General features: G+C 59.3%; 16 protein-coding genes. All 16 read right to left on the bottom strand.

All coding sequences use genetic code 11. The features are described 5' to 3' along the window. Positions 1-119 precede the first annotated feature (119 nt). Positions 120-1,139 (bottom strand): GDP-mannose 4,6-dehydratase, encoded by a 1,020-nt coding sequence (locus tag VJ464_15740; GenBank protein ID HKQ06586.1) that lies wholly within the window; start codon positions 1,137-1,139, stop codon positions 120-122. Between the two features lie 53 nt (positions 1,140-1,192). Beyond that, entirely contained in the window at positions 1,193-2,518 is a 1,326-nt protein-coding gene (locus VJ464_15735; GenBank protein ID HKQ06585.1) for a glycosyltransferase, read from the bottom strand. Positions 2,519-2,565: 47 nt separating this feature from the next. After that, positions 2,566-4,452, bottom strand: coding sequence for an asparagine synthase (glutamine-hydrolyzing) (gene asnB / locus VJ464_15730; protein HKQ06584.1), 1,887 nt, complete (start codon positions 4,450-4,452; stop codon positions 2,566-2,568). A gap of 48 nt (positions 4,453-4,500) precedes the next feature. After that, positions 4,501-5,262, bottom strand: coding sequence for a hypothetical protein (locus VJ464_15725; protein HKQ06583.1), 762 nt, complete (start codon positions 5,260-5,262; stop codon positions 4,501-4,503). A gap of 44 nt (positions 5,263-5,306) precedes the next feature. After that, the gene (locus VJ464_15720; GenBank protein HKQ06582.1) at positions 5,307-6,428 is read right to left on the bottom strand and encodes an NAD-dependent epimerase/dehydratase family protein; all 1,122 of its coding nucleotides are present in this window, start codon (positions 6,426-6,428) and stop codon (positions 5,307-5,309) included. 27 nt (positions 6,429-6,455) lie between these two features. Then, positions 6,456-7,562 carry a glycosyltransferase family 4 protein gene (locus tag VJ464_15715; protein HKQ06581.1) on the bottom strand — a complete coding sequence of 369 codons (1,107 nt, stop codon included), beginning with the start codon at positions 7,560-7,562 and terminating at the stop codon, positions 6,456-6,458. 21 nt (positions 7,563-7,583) lie between these two features. Next, positions 7,584-8,963, bottom strand: a complete 1,380-nt coding sequence (locus tag VJ464_15710) for a glycosyltransferase family 39 protein (GenBank protein HKQ06580.1) — start codon at positions 8,961-8,963, stop codon at positions 7,584-7,586. Positions 8,964-9,034: 71 nt separating this feature from the next. Continuing rightward, on the bottom strand, positions 9,035-10,009 hold the full coding sequence (locus tag VJ464_15705) for a glycosyltransferase (GenBank protein ID HKQ06579.1): 975 nt from the start codon (positions 10,007-10,009) through the stop codon (positions 9,035-9,037). A gap of 95 nt (positions 10,010-10,104) precedes the next feature. Further along, positions 10,105-11,391 carry a glycosyltransferase family 4 protein gene (locus VJ464_15700; GenBank protein ID HKQ06578.1) on the bottom strand — a complete coding sequence of 429 codons (1,287 nt, stop codon included), beginning with the start codon at positions 11,389-11,391 and terminating at the stop codon, positions 10,105-10,107. 63 nt (positions 11,392-11,454) lie between these two features. Then, positions 11,455-12,648 carry a glycosyltransferase gene (locus tag VJ464_15695; protein ID HKQ06577.1) on the bottom strand — a complete coding sequence of 398 codons (1,194 nt, stop codon included), beginning with the start codon at positions 12,646-12,648 and terminating at the stop codon, positions 11,455-11,457. Positions 12,649-12,704: 56 nt separating this feature from the next. Next, positions 12,705-13,364, bottom strand: coding sequence for a class I SAM-dependent methyltransferase (locus tag VJ464_15690; GenBank protein ID HKQ06576.1), 660 nt, complete (start codon positions 13,362-13,364; stop codon positions 12,705-12,707). 4 nt (positions 13,365-13,368) lie between these two features. Continuing rightward, entirely contained in the window at positions 13,369-14,898 is a 1,530-nt protein-coding gene (locus VJ464_15685) for a hypothetical protein (protein ID HKQ06575.1), read from the bottom strand. Then, positions 14,895-16,052 (bottom strand): glycosyltransferase, encoded by a 1,158-nt coding sequence (locus tag VJ464_15680; protein ID HKQ06574.1) that lies wholly within the window; start codon positions 16,050-16,052, stop codon positions 14,895-14,897. The genes VJ464_15685 and VJ464_15680 overlap by 4 nt, the downstream gene beginning before the upstream one ends. Positions 16,053-16,057: 5 nt before the next feature. Further along, positions 16,058-16,861: an FkbM family methyltransferase gene (locus tag VJ464_15675; GenBank protein ID HKQ06573.1), complete on the bottom strand. Its 804-nt coding sequence runs from the start codon at positions 16,859-16,861 to the stop codon at positions 16,058-16,060. 41 nt (positions 16,862-16,902) lie between these two features. Continuing rightward, positions 16,903-17,421 carry an acyltransferase gene (locus VJ464_15670; GenBank protein ID HKQ06572.1) on the bottom strand — a complete coding sequence of 173 codons (519 nt, stop codon included), beginning with the start codon at positions 17,419-17,421 and terminating at the stop codon, positions 16,903-16,905. A gap of 56 nt (positions 17,422-17,477) precedes the next feature. After that, positions 17,478-18,659 (bottom strand): glycosyltransferase, encoded by a 1,182-nt coding sequence (locus tag VJ464_15665; GenBank protein HKQ06571.1) that lies wholly within the window; start codon positions 18,657-18,659, stop codon positions 17,478-17,480.

Below are 18,659 nucleotides of genomic sequence, written 5' to 3'. Positions count from 1 at the left end.
CGCGCCGCCTTTCATCTCAAACCCCGAGCGGTGACCGTCGAGCCGCAATCCAAATTAGTGCCGGACTGGTGCGGCTGTGACGATGGCAGGCGGGAAGCGGCGTCCCGCGATTTCAAGCCTCAATGATTCGTGTCTGCCTCAAACGCGAGTGGCGCCAGGATGTCCAAACCGCCGCCCATCTTCTGCCGCTGATATTCTATGACGTTCGCCAGCATCTCATCGAGCGAAGTCTTCGGCGCGTAGCCAATGAGCCGATGTATCTTACGGAGGTCGGGCACGCGGCGTATCATGTCTTCAAACCCTTCCTCGTAAGCCTCGTCATAAGGGACGAATATGATGCGCGAGTCTGATCCGGTCAGGTACTTGATTCTCTTGGCAAGCTCGAGAATCGTCACCTCCTCGTGGCTGCCGATGTTATAGACCTCGCCCACTGCGCGTGCGTCTTCGGCAAGCCCGATGAGCGCACCCACCGCGTCGGCAACATACGTAAAGCAACGGCTCTGCAACCCATCGCCGAATATGGTTATATCCTGGCCGGTAAGCGCCTGCGTGACGAAGGTCGGGATCACCATCCCGTAGCGGCCCGTCTGACGCGGGCCGACCGTGTTGAACAGCCGCGCGATCACCGTCGGCACGCCCTTCTCTTTCCAGTAAGCAATCGCGAGGAATTCATCAATTGCCTTCGAGCAGGCATAGCTCCAACGCCCTTTGCTCGTCGGCCCCATGACGAGATCATCGTCTTCGCTAAACGGCACGTTGTTGCGTTTGCCATAGACTTCCGACGTCGAGGTTATCAAAACGCGCTTGCGTTTTTTCGCCGCCATCGCCAGCACCACCTCCGTGCTGCGAATGTTGGTTTCGATTGTTCTGACGGGACTTTCAACGATGAGCCGCACGCCGACGGCGGCGGCCAGGTGGTAGATGATGTCCGACAAATCCACAAACTCGGCGGTGTTCTGCGATTCCGTGACCGAACCGATGTGGTAGGTCAGCTTGGGATGCTTCTTTATGTGCTGGATATTTTCCATCGCGCCCGTGGAAAGATCATCAATGATGTAAACCTCGTCGCCGCGCTCAAGATGCCGCTCGGCCAGGTGAGAGCCAATGAACCCTGCACCTCCTGTGATAAGAACCCTCATCAGCCTTGCCTCCTCTGGTCATCGACTCGGATTAAGATTTTAAACTGTCGCAGCTAGCCGTTGATCAACGCCAGGTATAGACCTTCAATGTCGCTCAAGAGCCGCTCTCGCGAAAATCGAACTCGCACAAAGGCGCGCCCGCGCGCGCCTGCCTCGCGGCGCAGCTCAGGCCATTCGATCAAGAACCGCAAAGCCTGAGCGAAGCCTTCCGCGTCCCGGCTAGCCGCGGTGACGCCATGATCCCAGATTGAAAAGCCCGCCCGCGTCTCGCGCCGCTCGCCCATCAAGTCCACAACGCCGCCGACTTCCGTAGCCGCAACCGCACGACCGCAGGCCATTGCTTCTATCAGCGTGAGCGGGGTGCCCTCGTTCAAAGAAGTCAACGCAACCACGTCCATGTCGCCATAAAGCGACGCCGCATCGTCGCGGAAACCGATGAAGGAAACTTTATCAGCGATGCTCAGTTTGCGCGAGAGGTTTTCCAACTTTCGGCGCAGGTGACCATCGCCAACCACAACGAAACGCACTTTGTGCGCCTGCCCCTCACTCAACCGCCGCGCGGCTTCAAGCAACAGTGCATGGTTTTTTACTTCCGAGAGTCTGCCGACTATGCCGACCAGGGCTTCGTCGTCGGCGACGCCAAGCTCCGCGCGCAATTGGCCGCGCCGCTCACCCACCTCGCCGAAGTCTATACCGAGAGGCACGACGCGGAATTGTTGGGCGCGGCCTATGCGAAACCGCTCAAGGATTTCACGGCGCTGCTGCTCGCTGATGGTGATGATGCAGTCTGTGCAGAGGCGCGCAAGCAGCCGCTCGATGGCGATGAAAAGCCGCGTCTTCATGGGGCCGTAATAGCTGTGAAAAATATGGCCATGAAAGGTGTGCACGACGCGACAAGGACGCGGGCGCAGCCACAGCGCCGAAGGCGTCATCCACTTGTAGATGAGCGCGGCGATACGACCGGCCGCGCCAGCCTTCGATTTGTGAGTGTGAATGACGCGCGGCTTTAGCCTCAGCAACTGGCCGACGAGCTTCACGACGACGATTAAATCATGCCAGCTCAATTCGCGGCTCATTTCCTCGATGATCAGCGGCTCGACGCCCGCCGCCTGCGCGAAGTATCCCATGTCATCTTCGCCAGCCGGCACCGTGCCCGATATTAGAGTGGTCTCGAACTGTTCGGCGTTGAGCCCGGCAGTCAGCCAAACGACGTGTTTAGAAGGCCCCCCGACGTTGAGCCGGTCAATGATGCGAACCACGCGAGCCGGCGCCGCAATTGAGCCGACCTTGAGCGCAGGCTCTTGAGCTTCCCGTCCCTGATAATGAGTAATCAGTAACGCGCGAGCTTCGGATTCGGCGTGTTCCGCAGGCTTCATCATTTCGCTTTTAATCCCGGTTAGCCGAATAATCATGCGAACCGGCTAACTCAGTCAATAAATTCGCGATGCCACAGTTCGAGCATGAGCAAATTCCATAGCGCGAAGCTGTGATCCGCGCGCTGCTGGACATGATCTGCCACCAGCGAGCGAATCACTCCCTCGTCAAAATACTTCCTTCGCGCGAGCTGTTCGGATAGCAGGCCGTCTTCAAGCAATGGGCGCAATGGGCCGCGAAACCACTGACCGAGCGGCACGCCGAATCCCATCTTCCGGCGGTTGACATTCGCCGGCGGCAGCAAGTCGGCGAATGTGCGCTTGAGCAGGTACTTCGATTGTTTGCCCCGCAGCTTGAGATGGACAGGCAATCGCGCGGCCAACTCCATGACTTCGTGATCTAAAAACGGCGAGCGGGCTTCAAGGCTGTTGGCCATTGTCGTGATGTCCACTTTGACCAGCAGATCGTACGGCAGATAAGACCGTGTATCAACAGCCATCGCGCTGTCTACCGGGTCGAGACCCTGCGCCTCCGCAAACAGCGATTGAAGCCAATCTTGCGGGCAATGCCCATTGAGTGATGACCGCAGCTCGCGGCTGTAAAGTCGCCGCTTCGCTTCTTCCGTGAAGTATCCGACCCAGCGACCGTAACGAATGGCCATCGGCCGGGTCGTCGCCGAAAAAAATCTCTTCGCCTGCCGCAGGCGGCTCTTCTGGTCGAGCGAGTCGGGCAGGATGCGGCTCAAGGCAAGGGCGGGCCAGTGGCCTCCGGGCACGCGCCGGACCCACTCGGCCACACGGTTTCCGAAGTAGCGCTCGTAGCCCGCAAAGCTCTCGTCGCCGCCATCGCCGTTCAGCGCGACCTTGACGCGCGGGCGAGTCATTTCGGACACGTAATAAGTCGGGATCGCCGAAGAGTCCGCGTAAGGCTCGCCATAGTGGCGAACGAGCTTGGGCAGTATGGCAAGCGCGTCAGGCTTGACGATGAATTCGCTATGGTCCGTGCCGCACCGCTCGGCCACACGGCGCGCGTGGCCGAGTTCGTTATAAGCGGTTTCTTCAAATCCGATTGAGAAGGTCTTAACGGGCTGATCGGAAAGCCGCGCCATCAGCCCGACGACGATGCTCGAATCAATGCCGCCGGAAAGGAACGCGCCGAGCGGAACGTCCGCAATCATCCGCAGCCGCACCGCTTCCGTTAATTTCTCGCGCAACGCTTCGGCGGCTTCGCGCTCGTCGAGCGCGAGCTTTGGGCCATACTCCAGGTTCCAGTAAGGCTCGATGTTGAGCGCCGCGCCGCCCTGTTTAAGCTCAAGCGTGAGCCAGTGCGCGGGCAGCAATTTAGATATGCCTTTAAAGGCTGTGCGAGGCGCAGGCACATAGCCCCAGGAGAGATACTCGTCAATTGCGGCCTGGTCTACGACGCGCGAGACGCTCGCGTCGGCGACCAGCGCCTGTAACTCCGATGCGAAGAGAAAACGGTCACCGGCTTGTGTGTAAAAGAGCGGCTTTTTGCCAACCCGATCACGGGCCATGAATAAGCGGCGGCGGCGCTGGTCCCAGATTGCGAAGGCGAACATTCCGCGCAAACGCTTGGCGCAGTCTACGCCCCATTGCTCATAAGCGTAAACGATCACCTCGGTGTCGGTGCGCGTGCGAAAGCGGTGGCCGAGGCTCTCCAACTCTTTGCGCAGCGCCTGAAAGTTGTAGATTTCACCGTTGTAGGTTATCCAGATTGAGCCGTTCGCGTTCGAGAGCGGCTGCCGGCCTGCTTCAGAAAGGTCAATGATCGAAAGCCGGCGATGGCCGAGCGCGCAATGCTCATCCGACCACACGCCCCAATCGTCAGGCCCGCGATGCGTGAGCGCGTCGGCCATGACCGTAACGATAGGTCGCTGGTCTTCGGCTTTTGTCGAAATCGCCCCGGCTATTCCGCACATAAAATCACGCCGCTTATCCAGGCTGCCTCTCCAAGGCGCATCAAGAAATCAGCTATGCGAAGTCGCAGCCGATTCTGTCGGAGGAATCGGATAAATCTCATCTGGCAAGTCGGGGCGCGTTTTGCCGAAGATTAATTCATAGTCTTCCCGGCTGAGCGCCCGCCGCCTTTTGGCCGGGACTCCGGCAATCATCGAATAGCTTTCAGTGATTGGCCGGGTCACGACCGCCCCCATCCCGACTATCGAGCAGTCAGGAATCTTCGCGCCCGGAGCCATTCGTATCTCCGACCCGACGTAACAATAATTGCCGATCTCGACCGCCAAGCCGGCGCGGCGGTTGTGCGTCCATATCGAAGAGTTGCGCCCGCCGAAAATAGAGTGGCGACCTATGGTCACACGGTCTGTGAAATCAATCCGGTGCTCGGCTGTAACCACGGACCCGTAACCGAGATAAAACGATGAGTCGGGCTGATTCGTGCAGTCGTTTTCGGGTATCGAGTTGATGACGTTGAAGCGGATGACCTGAGCGTAATCCGCAAGCTCTATGCGGTCGCCGCCGCGAAATAGGTTCAGCGGGCCGACGCTCACATGCTTGCCGATTCGCACGTCGCCGCAGCGCACGAAGGCTGTGCCATGACCGATAGTCGTGCCGTCGTCTATCGTGAGCCGCGCGCAGTCAAGCAGCGCGATCCCTATGCGCACTTCGCGGCCGATGCGGTAGCCGAAAAACCAGCGATACGCGTATCGCTTCATCGCCTTTGGAAGCAGCGCGACAAAGACTAATCCCGCGAATCGCAGCTTTCGTCTCATGGGCTCACTCGCAAAAAAACTATCGCTACAACGCGCCGGCTATTTTATCTAACGAGGCGGCGCTGCTCTAGCTCGGCGGTGGCGCGTTCGACTTTGTCGGTTGCGTCTTGACGACTGACCCACCCGAGCAACTCAGGGATGCCTTCGTCGAGTGCGACCTTCGGCTCATAACCGAGCAGTGCCCGCGCGCGCGAAATGTCGGCCACGCAATGGCGAATATCTCCTTCGCGATACCTGCTCACGATTTCAGGCTCGATATCTTTGCCCAAACCATGACTCAGCAATTCCGCGACGCGGCGCACGGAGGTCGCGGTTCCGGTGCCGATGTTGATCGCTTGATAATCGGCGCGGTCGGTTTCAAGCGCCAGGAGATTTGCCTGCACGATGTCGCTGACGTGAATGAAGTCTCTCGTCTGCTCGCCGTCCTCGAAGATCATCGGCCTCTGATTGTTCAACAGCCTCGAAGAGAAGATGGCGCAAGCGCCCGTGTAAGGGTTCGACAGCGCCTGGCGCGGGCCATAGACGTTGAAATAGCGCAGCGCGACCGTCGGAATCCCATAAGCGCGACCGGCGACAATGCAGAGCTGCTCCTGGTCTTGCTTGGTAATTGCATAAACGGAGCTTGGAAACAAAGGCTTGTCTTCAGTCGTAGGGACGGGCGAAACCGTAGCGCCACATCCAGGGCAGTTGATTTCCCATCGGCGCTCAAGGAGTTGCGCCGTCGGTCTGAGGTTCGGCGCAACCCTGCCGCATTCTTTGCAGAGATATTCACCCTCGCCGTAAATAGACATTGACGACGCGACCACGAGCTTGCGAATCCGATCTCGCCGCGATGCCAGGGCGTCAAGCAGAACGGCAGTGCCCAATGTGTTGGCCCGTACGTAGCGCTCGATCTCGTACATTGATTGCCCGACGCCGACCTCCGCCGCATAATGAAAAATCACCTCTACACCGTCGAGTGCGCGGCTCAAGACTTCGGCGTCGCACACATCGCCGTAAATAAATTCCGCTTTCGGGTTCAGGTACTTCGGTTCGCCATCGCCATGAACCTGCGAGACTAGCAGGTCGAGAACCCGAACGGAGTGACCGCGCGCGATGAGCGCGTCGACAAGGTGCGAGCCGATGAAGCCCGCACCCCCGGTCACGAGAATCTTATATTCAGCCATCTAAATCTCCGCCAGTAGAATTGCGAATCAGGTCTCGGCATAAGCCCGTTTGAAATGACCCCGACGAACTACGGATTCGAAAATGTCGCGCACATAGGGTGCTTGTGTGGCAGCGGCATACCTGCTCTCGACCGTGGCGCGGCCCGCGAGTCCCAGCCTCCGTCTCACCTCCGCCGAGCGTAGCAACTGCCTGAGCTTTGCAACCCACTCGTCTTCGGTCGCCGCAATAAGGCCATTCTCGTTATCTGTGATGATCTCCGTGTTGACTCCCACGGGCGAGCAGACGGCCGGGATGCCGAGCGCCATATATTGTAGCACTTTCAGCCCGCACTTGCCGCGACTCCACGGGTCGTCCGGGAGCGGCATAATGCCTATGTCAATTGCTCGCAGGTCTTCGACTTCCGTATGCGACTGCCAGGCCAGCGAATCCACCTCCACTCCCTCGATCTCATAATGCGGAGTGCCGATGACCCGCAGGCGGAACTTCTCTTCTTTCGCGAGCCGGGTGAGCGCGCCGCGCAAGGTATCGAGGTGCTGTACGGTGCTGTAGCTCCCGCTCCAGCCGATGACTGGAAAGTCGCTTGATTCATCCCTGCGCTCGACCGTGTATTTGTCCGTGTCAATCGTGGTCGGAACGACCGTCACGCGGTCGTTTACTTGGCGGGCGTAGTCGGCCAGGTACGAGTTGCCGGCCATGACATGCGAGGCAATCTTACAAATCGTTCGAGTCTTTGTGGGGAATTTGAGATAACTCAAATAACCATTCGACGGGCTCCTGTAAGGCACGAACACCGCATCGTCGAAATCGAATACGAGCGGCACGCCGCGGCGATGAATCTGCCGCTCGAAGACGGGCGGCCCCAAAAGCGCCGCCTCGCGAAAGACGTAGACGGCATCATAGTCGCAGGCCGAGCGCAGCAACTCCCTGCGGCGCGCGAAGGCGCGAGCGACGAGTCGTATCTTTTGCCGGAGGTTTCCCGGCTTATAAAGCACCGCGTTCAGCTCCGCGCATTCGAACGAGTGGAAATCAACCTCTATCCCCCACCCGGCGAGCAGCGGCGACCACTGCTCCATGCGAAAGCGCTGGCCGGGCGACGTATCGTAAAGACTAGGCGAGAGTGCAAGTATATGCATGGCGCGACCCAGACTGCTCGATCAGCTTTCAGTGGTTGACGAGAGGTTGCCAGGGCCGACCGGGCGGCTCAGGTTTTCTCTCGTCACGACGACAGGCGCGCGCCCGTGCAGCAGCGAAGCCGTCAGCGTCTTGCGCGCCGCCTTTCGCCTAAGCATTCTTTGCTCCAACCCGACCGCCGCGAAAATAAAAAGCCAGGGGAGCAACTGCGCCCGTTGCCTGAACACCAGTCCTATGTTGCCGAACATCATGCTGTAGAGAAGTCCCAACCCGAGCAAGAAAAACAAGAGCGGCAAAACATCGCCGAACCGTTTCTTCACAGCGTAGCGGATGCCTGGCACAACCCCTACGAAGAAAAGCCACCACCAGATGAGAAGCTCCGGTGCCGTCAGCGCCATCCTGAGGCTCGCTCCGCCCATCTCCCAAGGGAACGGCGCGAGCAGCAAATGAGCCGCCCCCACCGCCGTTGCAACGCCAAATCCCCCGGGCGTACGCATATCGTAACTCGACACATAACCTGATCCCGCGCTTGCCGCCACGTCGCGGCGGAAGCTCTGTATGCGCTGGATGTCGAACCGCTCGAATTCCGTCTCGCTCTGCGCGAGTACGCCTGTCAATATCACAATCGGAATGGCGAGCGCGGCAATGCCAACGGCCGACGCCGCCCTGGACCTCCCGCGCTTGAATTGAGGCAAAATGAGCGTGAGGGCGATGGCTGCTCCAGCGATATAAGCCGCGTAAAACCTGAAAGGTATCGCAAGCACAATCGCCAACGCGCACAGCGCAATGTGGCGCGGCGAAAATCCTTTCTGTTTCAACTGCACACAGCCATAGAGGGCTGCCGTCTCCAGAAAAATAATCACCGGCTCTTTGGTCGTCTGTGCCGACCATATAATCATCGAAGGAAACAGGCACGTAAGCCAGCCCACCCGCACCGCAACCCAGGGAGAAAACAGCGTGCGCGCGACGCGATAGGCTAATACCACGGTGAAAGCGCCGAATAAGCCATTGAATGCGGCGGCGGGCAATCGCGCCGGCGTGTCCGTTAAATAAAACAGCGACCCTAGCAGATAACCGTAGCCTTGATGATTCCCCTTGAAAGCTCCCATGAGAAGGGTCGGCAAATCGACTAGCCCTACGCCTTGTCGAGTCCAGTCCCGATAATGAAAAACACCGGCCCACCAGCCAATCGCATCCTCGTCACCAAGCACTCTGACAAGACCGAACTGATAAATCAGCACCGACAGACTGAAGCGCAGCGCAAACGCGCACAAAAAGATTTTCAATTGAAAACGCAACGTCTGCTTGTGTTGGCGCGTCGCGAAGAGGGCAAGGCTCCCGAGCACGGCGAGCAGCGCGAAAACTAGAAGTCCGGATGGGAAGTCGGGATTGAGATCAGCCACGATGCCCTAATTCCTATTAACGTTTCGCGCCGGTGATGCGCGCATCTCAGTTCGGCTTGAAGTATTCATGTTCACTGGCGGCGCGTCGAGCCTGTGGCGGCCCATGTCGAAAGCCGGCGCGCGCGTCGGCCCACTCCGCTCAGCCCTATCTTCGTTATATTCACGAGCCGCGACGGGTCGAGCCTTGCCGCGCGCACGAGCGCCGAGATGGCCTGCCCCCAACGCCGCTCATAGAGGTAGCTTATGGCCATCTCTCCATAGACTTCCGCGAACCGGCGCGGGATCACGCGGCCCAGGCCGCGCAACTCAGGATTGGCTCTGAGAGCCTGCTCCAGGCTTCTTAGCTTCATCTGCCCGACCTTGACCGAGTGGCTGAGGCCCGACCAGTTCGCGTCGTGGTCGCGCCGCAGGGCCAGCACCTCGTCAACGTAAAAGACGCCGTATCCCCGGCCGGCCACGCGCAACATGAAATCGTAGTCGTCGAGCGGAAAGATGGTTTGATCCAGGCCGCCGACCGCTTCATACACGCTTCGGCGAATCGCAAATCCTGTGAAGCAATGCGAGAATTGAAAAACATCGGCGAGCGCCCTGCGGCCCGTTTGCAGCGTGTAGCCTTTAATCAAACACTGTATCTCGTGCCAGGTCTTGCCGGCGTGCAAGGTCTCGCCCGCCGGCCCGATCAGCTTTGAATCGCAACAGACGAGCCCCACATCGGGCATTTTCTTGAACTTCTCGACCACCGTGGCAAGGTGACCGGGCAGCAGAAGGTCGTCCGCGTCAACGAGCGCGATCAAATCGCCCGACGCCATCCGCACGCCCGTGTTCCGCGCCACCGAAGCCCCCTGGTTATGCTCCTGTTTGTGAAGGCGGAAGCGGGAGTCCGGCAATTTGCCTGATAGCCAATCGAAAGTGGCATCGGTTGACGCGTCGTCAACGATTATCGCTTCAAAGTTTTCGTAGCTCTGCGCGACTATCGAGTCGAGGCACTCGCGGATGAAGCGCCTGCAATTGTATGTCGGCACGATGACGCTGACGAGCGGCTTCATAATAAAGAACTCCCATCGCCCGGCTCGGTTTGTCGCTTTGCGAAAACAGCTTTGCTTATCGTCTGACGCGGAGACAATAGATTATTCTGCCACGCTCACTCTTGGCCAACTCGCGCGGCATCGCCCGAGTCTGCTGCGGCGTGTTGATTTCGAGCCATTTCGTGAGGTGTGATTTTGCCGCGTGCTTGCCGCGTTTTCCGCCTCGCCATAGATTCATAAATGGCAGCAAGCTCTGAAGCCGCCGCCAGCGGTTGAAATCTTGCGACGGCATTTCTTTGCGCGGCGGCGGCGAGCGCCGCCCTGCCGCCTTCATCCGACAACAGCGCGCAAATGGCTTCGGCCAATCGCTGGTGGTCGCGCGGCGGGACGAGCCATCCGTCAACGCCGTGTGAAATGACCTCAGGCAGCGGGCCCGTGTCGGTGGCGACGCAGGCGCATCGCGCCGCCATCGCTTCGATGAGCGCTATGCCCAATCCTTCATGCAGCGATGGGAAAACAAACAGGTCGCAGGCCCGAAGGAAATCCTTCACGTCGCGGCGCGGGCCGAGTAGGTGAACGCGGTCTGCTACGCCAAGCGCCTCGGCTTCGGCTCGCAAACGCTTTGCCCAGTCCCCGTCATCTATCCCGCCCGTAGAAATCAACCGCACTCTCGGCTGCCGCCGCTTCACCGCAGGCAGCGCGCGAATGGCATAAAGCAACCCCTTCTGCGGCTTGACCCGCCCGACGTTCAACAGAATGACGCTGTCTAATGGCAGACCCAGCTCGCCCAACAGCGCTTCGCGAGGTTTTGCGGACCGCAGCTCATTGACATCCACAGGATTATAGAGGCGATCAATCCTTTGCAAAGGGAACTTCAAATGCCTGCGCGCGCTCTGGCGAACGTAGTCGCTTACCGCAAGCATACGCGCGCAGCCGAGCCGCGCGCTCTGGCGATCAATCGCGCGAATCAGGTAGCGCTTCCACGCACTCACCTCAGAACCGTCGCTCCAGGTTTCAGGCTCGTAGTCCGAGTCATGTATCGAGCTGATGACCGGCACGCCAGAAAGCCTTCCGGCCATCCGGCCAATGACGTTCGCCGCCCACAGATGGGTGTGCAAAACGTCAGGGCGCGCGTCACTGAGCCATCGCCGCAAGCGCCATATGCCTTTGATGAGGTCGCGGTATCCGCCACAGTTCAGGCTGATGACCTGAACGCCGAGTTGTTTGATTGCCTCAGCCCAATAATCATCACGGGAGAAAACGGTGATCACCGTGCTGCGGACGCGCTTGGCGTCGAGATGCTTCAAGTTTGTATGCAGCAGACGCTCGGCCCCTCCCGGCCCCAGCGTCTCGATCACGTGGGCGGCGTGAAGCGCACTAGAGGAATCTTCTCGCTCGACCATTTTTTGTAAGCTGATTTGCAAGCCTGGTTTGAACCCGTCGGCGTACGCAACCAGGTTGATGCGTTAGACTGTTGGCGTGACGCTGCGCGCGGCGGCCGCGTCCTGTGAAAGCTTGAGACCCAGCGCGCGGTACACCTCTCGGTAGCGGTGGCCGCCCACTTCTTCAAGAGAGAAATGCTGCCGCGCCGCTGCTCGGCATCGCTCCTGAAGATCGTTCCCCTCTTCGAGCAATTTCAATAATTCATCTGCTGCTTTGCGCATCGAAGCCGCGCTCAGGTCTTCGATAACCACCCCGACGCGGCCTGACCGGAGGATCTCATCTGTGTCGCCGATGCCCGCGTTCACTACCGCGGGAACGCCCGCGGCCAAATATTCAGGCACTTTTGTAGGCGAAGCGGCGATTTGAGAAAAGGTCGGCTTTCGCAGCGACACCCCTGCGCGGGCGAGCGCAACGTATGGCGCTACATGCTCTGGCGGGACGCGCAACACGGTGAGCGCGTCTTCGGGCAAACCTTCTTCCAGCGCCGCCGAACGCACCAGATCATGATTGCCCGCAGTCAGCACAAGGAAGTGGGCGTCCGCCCGCCACTCACGCAAAGCGCACACGAACCTGATCATCTCGCGCAGCAGGTAAAGCCCGATGACAGAACCTGCGTAGACGACCGTGAAACGATCTCGAAGTTTTAAGTATGCAGACTCGATGAGGCCGGCATCGCTGAAGCGCAGCATATCAACGCAGCACGGTATCACGTGGATACGGTCGCGCGCGACACCCTGATTAACGAGCCATTCGGCGGCGCGGCTTGTGAGCGTGATCAACTGATCGGCGCGGTTCAAGATTGCCCGCTCGGTTCGTTTGGTCAGGCGAAAGGCAAGGGAGTCTGCCTGCCACACACCGGCGTCTTGATACTCTTCGGCCATCAGCCCTCGCAAATCGAATATCACTCGCCGTCGCGTGAGCCGGCGAAGCAACACGGCCATCAATCCCGGCACGTGCGAGCGCGCGTGAATAATCTCTATGTTTTGGCGTTCGATTAATCTTCTTGCGTGAACCGTTCCGGCAATCACGTCGAAGAGAGTCGCGGGTATTGTCGGACGCTTGTGATAGGCGAGCGCCGTCCAGTGTATTCCTTCAGCTGCTCGTCGCTCGCGCTCTGCGCGCAAGCGGGCTTCAGGCCAGCGGTTCTTAAGGTCGGGCTCGAATGTCAGCAGGTAAACTTCCAGCCCGCCGCGCACGAGCTCACGCAGGTAAGGCAAGACCTGCGTCTGGACGAGCGGCTCGTCGAGGCCGAAGTAACAAATATAAAGCGTCTTCAATGCTTCCGACCTATGTAATAACAGGAACTGGCGACGGTGTGCAGCGCCGGGAATCTTTCCAAAAAATAATCCGCATACTTAATCGGAAACACCAGCCAGCCGGCTATCGTGAAGCTGCGGCGATAGAGTGGCTGTCGGCCTCTTGAAATCAAAGCGGCCAGAAATTCGCGCAGCATCCACGTCAAAGTCGAAGCCGGACCAATGTGAATGCCCGAATCGATCTCTTGCATCGGCAAACAGAGCCGCGCCAGTCCGGGCCGGGTGCTGCGGGCCACGTCAATCGGACACTCGTGATAAGGCTGGAGGAACGGCATCTCCGTATAAAAGATGCCGCCCGGCTTTAAGACTCTGTAGCACTCCTCGATTGTGCCGCGCGCGTTTTCGACGTGTTCAAGCACGCCCTGCAAGATGATCAAATCGGCAATCGAACTCTCGAACGGCAACTCTAGCGCCGACGCCATCACGTCGGTTTCGCCCGAATCGAATATCTCTACGTTCAAAACGTGCGGCGCGAGGCGCGTATAGCCGGCGCCAACGTTCAAGATGATTGCCCGCGCGCCAGCCGCGCCGATCAGCGATTCGACGCGGCGACGCGTGCGTTCCGTGACGAGAAACGACTCCGGGGCAACTGCTAAAAGCGCGCGCAGTTTTTTCATGAACTCAGGCATACTCTGATCGGGCGCGCAGCTCCGGCGGAGGCGCTTCGACGAGACGATAGCCTGCGCCGACGGCGTAGATTTCATACGCGCCATTGTCAGCAACCTTGCGCGCCAGCGATATTTTAAGCTCGTCGAAAACGACGTAGTCCTTTTTGATGACCACGGCTTCGAGCCCGAATTGAAGGATCACGTCGTCGAGTGCCCGCTCCATCACCGGATAGATTCCATGGCGGGGGCCGACTCCCCAGGCGCGCGAGGCCCAGCCATGAAGAAACTGTTTGTCGCTGAAGTAGCCGAGCGTATCGCTGAGCGGCATCGGCAAAACCAATATGCGGTCGAGCGGCAAACGTTTCAGGCGCTCGCCGATATCCTTCAACGCTGAGAGCTCCAGGTCATACGTGCCTTCGAGTCGCGACAGCCGCCGCGCCGCAACCGCCAGTCCGCATGCGAATGTCGAGAATAAAACCGCGCTCGCCATCGCCCGATGTGGCGAATCGAAGACCGCCCGCGCAATGAAAACCGCCGCCGGCAGAAAGCCATAAGTTAGATAACGATGCGCCGGGCCGATGAAGCGCAGCGCCGGCACGGAATCAATCAAGAGGTGACAGGCGATCAGCACCGCGAGCCACACCGTTAAATCAACCGAGCCGAGCCACAACTGGCCGAACCAGACGGGAACCGCAAGCGTCCAGATGAACGGGTAATCAACAAACAACGCCGATCTGACGACGATTCGCAAATCGCGCCTGAAGGTCGAAGCGGTCTCGCGCGCCAGGCCGCGAATCTTTTCGAGCAGATGGAACTGGCCTATGCGAATGTCGTCCATTCTGTACTTCTTAAGCACCCAAAGCTTCGTCACCATCCCGCGATGCACGCGCCAGGCGATGCGACGAGCGATTAAATAACAAAGCGCCATGCTCGCCGCCGCATAAGCCATCCATGTCAAGCGCGCCGGGCCGAACGCGACCAGCGATAAGACGATGAGGACCCAGGCTTGCGTCGCGAGCGCGTTGGATAGCAACAGCAACGCGGCAAAAATGGCTGCCGATGCCATTGCCCAGATCGCGCCGCTTTCGAGGTAATAAGCGACAAACCCTACAGAAACCGTCAGCAGCGCGATGGATAAGAAGCGCGCCGTCAGCATCATTCTTTGCACGATCACATTTGGCGTGAACGAATAGAGCGCCATCGCGACAAGCGCCGTTTCCGGCCTGCGGTCAACGGCCCACGCCGTAAGCCCTATCGTCAGCATGCAGATTAAATCATTCGCCACCGAAAAAACGCGCAGGCGTCGCTCGACCAGCGTCGGAGGGAAGAGCGCCAGCACGAGAATCAGCAGCGGCGGATAATCCCACTCGACCCCTTCGTGTGCGTCCATCAAGTTGTATTCGAGGACGCCGGGGAAGCGTCGCTCGCGGCGAATCTTCCTCGCCGCGCGCAAAAACTGGCAGGTGTCGTTGAGGAAGGTGATGCGACGCGTATGACGGTACAAAAAGGAGACGAGAATGGCCGCTGACAAAGCCGCCATCATCGCCTTCCTCCCAATATCTCCCGCGCGACTTCAGTGAAGCGGCGGCAGACGCCTTCATAACTGAAGTGTTCACGCGCCCGCGCCGCCAGTTCATCAGGCGACAAGAAATGGCTCCGCTCAAGCCCGATCAATATCGCATCGGCAAGCGCCTCCGCATCTCCCGTAGGAACCAGCACCCCGGTCCCTTCTTCAACATATTCTTCCGGGCCGCCGCACTTCGTCGCAACAACGGGCACGCCACAGCAGAGCGCCTCAGCGCCGCTCCGCGCAAATGTTTCGTAAGCGCTAGGGATCACGACGAGCGCTGCTTGTTGCATCAAGCGGGCCAATCTGTCGGGGGGCAGCCATCCGTGAATCCGGCACAGGGCGGTGAGCCCCATCGCCTCAACCGCCGGTGCGATCTGTTCCACAAGCTCGCCCACGATCTCTAAAACAACCGGCTTCGCACTGCGCCGCGCGACGATCTCCCAGGCCGAAAGCAGGTTTGAAACGCCCTTTCGCAAATCTTTGATGTGACCGCGCGTGACGCACACCACGCGCAGCGGGCCGCCGTTCGGCTTAAGGCTGCCGGGTCGAAACATCTCGCAATCAACAGGGTTGTATAACTGACCGTGAACCGTCGCGCCGAAAAATGCGTTGATGTCGAGGGCGAGGCTGCGGCTCACCGTCCCCAGATAATTCACCTGACGGTAGGTATAGCCCAAAGTCTTGCGCTGAAGCCATCGCGGATAGGGCGACCATTCTATCCAGTCGCGCGGCGGGCCAAAGTGCTCGACCAGCACGACCGGCAGATCAAAGAGCTTGCCGAGAAAGAGGGCCGCCTGTCCCGCCGGCTGCGCGATGTGCGCGAAGATGATGTCAATCTTCCACTCCCCGCGGATGCGGCGGAAGATGCGGCGGTAGGAATTCAGATAACTCAGCAGCCAACTTTTCGGGAAGTGGCGGTACGTATAATTCACGAGCCTGACGCGCGGCTCGATCAACTGCTCCGAGAAGAATCGCTCGTCGCCCGCGCCTTGAGCCCCAAGCTGCTGCGGGTAGATGACCGTCACTTCATGTTGGAGCGCGAGGCTGCGCGCATAATCGCGAATGTAGGTGGCGCGCTGCGGCTCGCGGCGTGTCGGAAAATGAGAAGGGATCAGCAGGACGTTCACGGCGTTTAATTGTTTCGCTTAACCCGCTTGAATACGACGTGGCCGCCCCGATCCAAAGAATCGAGAGGCTGCCCGGCGAGATCAAACGCGGCGTAGCCCGCCCGCTTTATCGTTTGCAGCAGCAAGCCAGGCGTCTCGCCGATCATTCGCATGTTGTCCACGTGTACTTCACAAAGTATGTAAACGTCGCCTTGGGCAAGCGTGGCGGTCGCGCCCTCAATAACGAATCTCTCATAGCCTTCGACATCGATCTTGATGACCCTTGGGATTATCTTATTTCGAGAGCAGTAATCATCAACGGTAGAGACTGGCACGGCGATGGGCGTGGTCAAGTGATTCTGCGCGTAGAGCGAGCTACCCGGATCGGCAGGGCTGCCCGAATCAGCGGTCACCGGCCCCGCATACAATGTGGCTTCGCCCGCTTTATCGCTGAGGGCAATCGGCTCGGCCATGATTTGCTCGCTGAGACGATTCAGCCGCACGTGACGATTTAGAAATCGCCGCGCCGTAGGGTTAGGCTCAAATGCGACGACTCTGCCGTCGGGCCCAACGAGCTGCGCCATAACGAGCGCGAATAATCCGACGTGTGACCCGACATCGAAAGCCACATCGCCGGGCCGCAAACTCTTTTCGAGAAACGCGAAGCATTCTTTCTCATAATCCGGAGGGAAAGCCCGCCACCAGCGCGGAGACAATCTGAGCCGATGATGATTAATTTCTACGCGAAGGCCGCGCCCTATGGTCGCCGCTTCGAGCAGGTTGTTTTCAATCGCACGAATGTATGGATTTTTTATCGGCACGGTTTTCATCAAGCCTGTGAGGGACTTCGTCTGCCGTTAGCGATCAGGAATCAGCGGTCGAACACCGCCAGTTCCTCGGGGGCTACGCGCGCTTCGCCAAGTTTTCTTATGAAGCGCGCCGGCACGCCTCCCCACACTTCGTGCGGCGGGACGCGGCCGCGCACGACTGATCCGGCTGCCACGACAGCCCCTTCGCCAACCCACGCGCCCGGCAGAATAATGCTTCCCGCGCCTATCCACGCGCCCTTGCCGACCGCGACCGGCAGCGCTTCGGGACCGTCCGCGCGGTGGTTGACGTTTTCGAAACAGCAGAACGGCCCGACCAGGACGCTCTCGCCGATGCTCACCTCTGCAAGCCCTTCGACGCGAAATCCCTGGTTGATAAATGCGTAGCGGCCGACGCTCAGATTACCCGCGTAATGGATGAACAGCGGGCGGCGGATGCGCGATGGAAGGCCGATACGCGCTCCTGCCATCCGCAGCAACAATGGCCGGATGAACGTGCTGATTAGATCGAAGTCCGGCAGCAGGTTGGCGATGCCGACAAATAGGCGCGTGCGCAGCACCATCGCGTCGTTCTTTGCGCACTGTCGGAACAGCTTGAATAAAGACCTGGCCTTACTCATCAGCCCGCGGTTAACTCCCGCCCTAGAGGTGCCCGCAATTGCGGCGCGGGCAGCCCTAGCTTTTCAAGCACGGTGGCCGCCCGGTGCGCGTAAGTGTGACGGGCGCGCACCGCATGGTATCCGGCTTCGCGATAATCGCTGAACGCCTCGGGGTCTTTAAGCACGGCCCACACCATTTCGTTGTACTCGTCCAGGCTTTCGGGCACGAGCAATTCATTCGTCTGAAACAAGTCGTGATGGGCGGCGGTGGCATCCGTGATGCAGAGGCCGCCGCTGCCTAGCACTTTGAAAACGCGCTCGCAAATGTCGCCGCCGATGACCGGCGCATGCGGCTCGTTGATTGCGGGCGACAGGGCTGCGTCACGATAAAGTAGCGGCTCATCTTTGGCTGACAGCTTTCCGCCATATCCGGCGTAGGGCCAGCAGGCATAACCAAAAACCGTCAACTCCCGTTCAAACGGTTTCAGATAAATGTCAAAGCTGCGAGCTTTGTACGGCCAGTAACCGCCCACGAACGCCATGCGCACGCTTGCGAATTTAGCGGGCGAATCATAATTGTCGTAAAGTGCCGTGTCGCACGCGAGCGGCAGAGAAATGAGCTGGTGCCCGCTGCGGACCCAGCCGCTATAATGTTCCAGTCCCGACTGGCTTACCGGCGTGAATACAAACGCAGGCTCTGACCTGTGCACACGCTTGCGAACCTTCGCGGGTACGGACAATCCCTGAAATCCATGATCTGCATAAAACTTCTCGGCCCCATCAAACCACGGGTTTACCCAGACGAAGTGGCGATACTTGCGAAGCTGGCGGGCCTGCCTGATGCTCAAGAATTCATAGTCGCTCTCGCTGATGAATACGACAGGATCGTCCAGGCGCTCAAGTCTCTCAAGGTTGAAAAGGCTGACCAGCTCATAGGGGACGCCGATCTGCTCGAAGCCGCGCGCCAGCCCCACTCGATAAGTAACTCCGGCATTCGGCACGCGCTGATCAAAGTATGGCCCGCACAAGATCACCGCCGTGCGGTCCGCGTCCGGGATCGGTTTCCCTCGTCTCTCGGTGATTACCGGCCCACGTCTGCGAATCAGCCGGCGCGCGAGCCGCTCTTGTAAATATCGCCTGACCGTTAAAATGGATGAAGGGGTGCGGCGGCGCATCCGCTCGCGAGTGGGTAGGGAATTCAT

This window comes from Blastocatellia bacterium (genome assembly GCA_035275065.1).
GTDB lineage: Bacteria > Acidobacteriota > Blastocatellia > UBA7656 > UBA7656 > DATENM01.
The sequence above is the reverse complement of the archived record's forward strand: the minus strand, read 5'-3'. Positions and strand labels throughout refer to the sequence as shown.

What these genes read in the sequence shown, in the direction of transcription:
- VJ464_15720 (HKQ06582.1), bottom strand. Translation starts at nt 6,428, where the DNA reads ATGGCTGAATATAAGATTCTCGTGACCGGGGGTGCGGGCTTCATCGGC.
- VJ464_15665 (HKQ06571.1), bottom strand. Translation starts at nt 18,659, where the DNA reads ATGAATTCCCTACCCACTCGCGAGCGGATGCGCCGCCGCACCCCTTCA.
- asnB (HKQ06584.1), bottom strand. Translation starts at nt 4,452, where the DNA reads ATGTGCGGAATAGCCGGGGCGATTTCGACAAAAGCCGAAGACCAGCGA.
- VJ464_15700 (HKQ06578.1), bottom strand. Translation starts at nt 11,391, where the DNA reads ATGGTCGAGCGAGAAGATTCCTCTAGTGCGCTTCACGCCGCCCACGTG.
- VJ464_15675 (HKQ06573.1), bottom strand. Translation starts at nt 16,861, where the DNA reads ATGAAAACCGTGCCGATAAAAAATCCATACATTCGTGCGATTGAAAAC.
- VJ464_15725 (HKQ06583.1), bottom strand. Translation starts at nt 5,262, where the DNA reads ATGAGACGAAAGCTGCGATTCGCGGGATTAGTCTTTGTCGCGCTGCTT.
- VJ464_15670 (HKQ06572.1), bottom strand. Translation starts at nt 17,421, where the DNA reads ATGGTGCTGCGCACGCGCCTATTTGTCGGCATCGCCAACCTGCTGCCG.
- VJ464_15715 (HKQ06581.1), bottom strand. Translation starts at nt 7,562, where the DNA reads ATGCATATACTTGCACTCTCGCCTAGTCTTTACGATACGTCGCCCGGC.
- VJ464_15705 (HKQ06579.1), bottom strand. Translation starts at nt 10,009, where the DNA reads ATGAAGCCGCTCGTCAGCGTCATCGTGCCGACATACAATTGCAGGCGC.
- VJ464_15685 (HKQ06575.1), bottom strand. Translation starts at nt 14,898, where the DNA reads ATGATGGCGGCTTTGTCAGCGGCCATTCTCGTCTCCTTTTTGTACCGT.
- VJ464_15735 (HKQ06585.1), bottom strand. Translation starts at nt 2,518, where the DNA reads ATGATGAAGCCTGCGGAACACGCCGAATCCGAAGCTCGCGCGTTACTG.
- VJ464_15690 (HKQ06576.1), bottom strand. Translation starts at nt 13,364, where the DNA reads ATGAAAAAACTGCGCGCGCTTTTAGCAGTTGCCCCGGAGTCGTTTCTC.
- VJ464_15740 (HKQ06586.1), bottom strand. Translation starts at nt 1,139, where the DNA reads ATGAGGGTTCTTATCACAGGAGGTGCAGGGTTCATTGGCTCTCACCTG.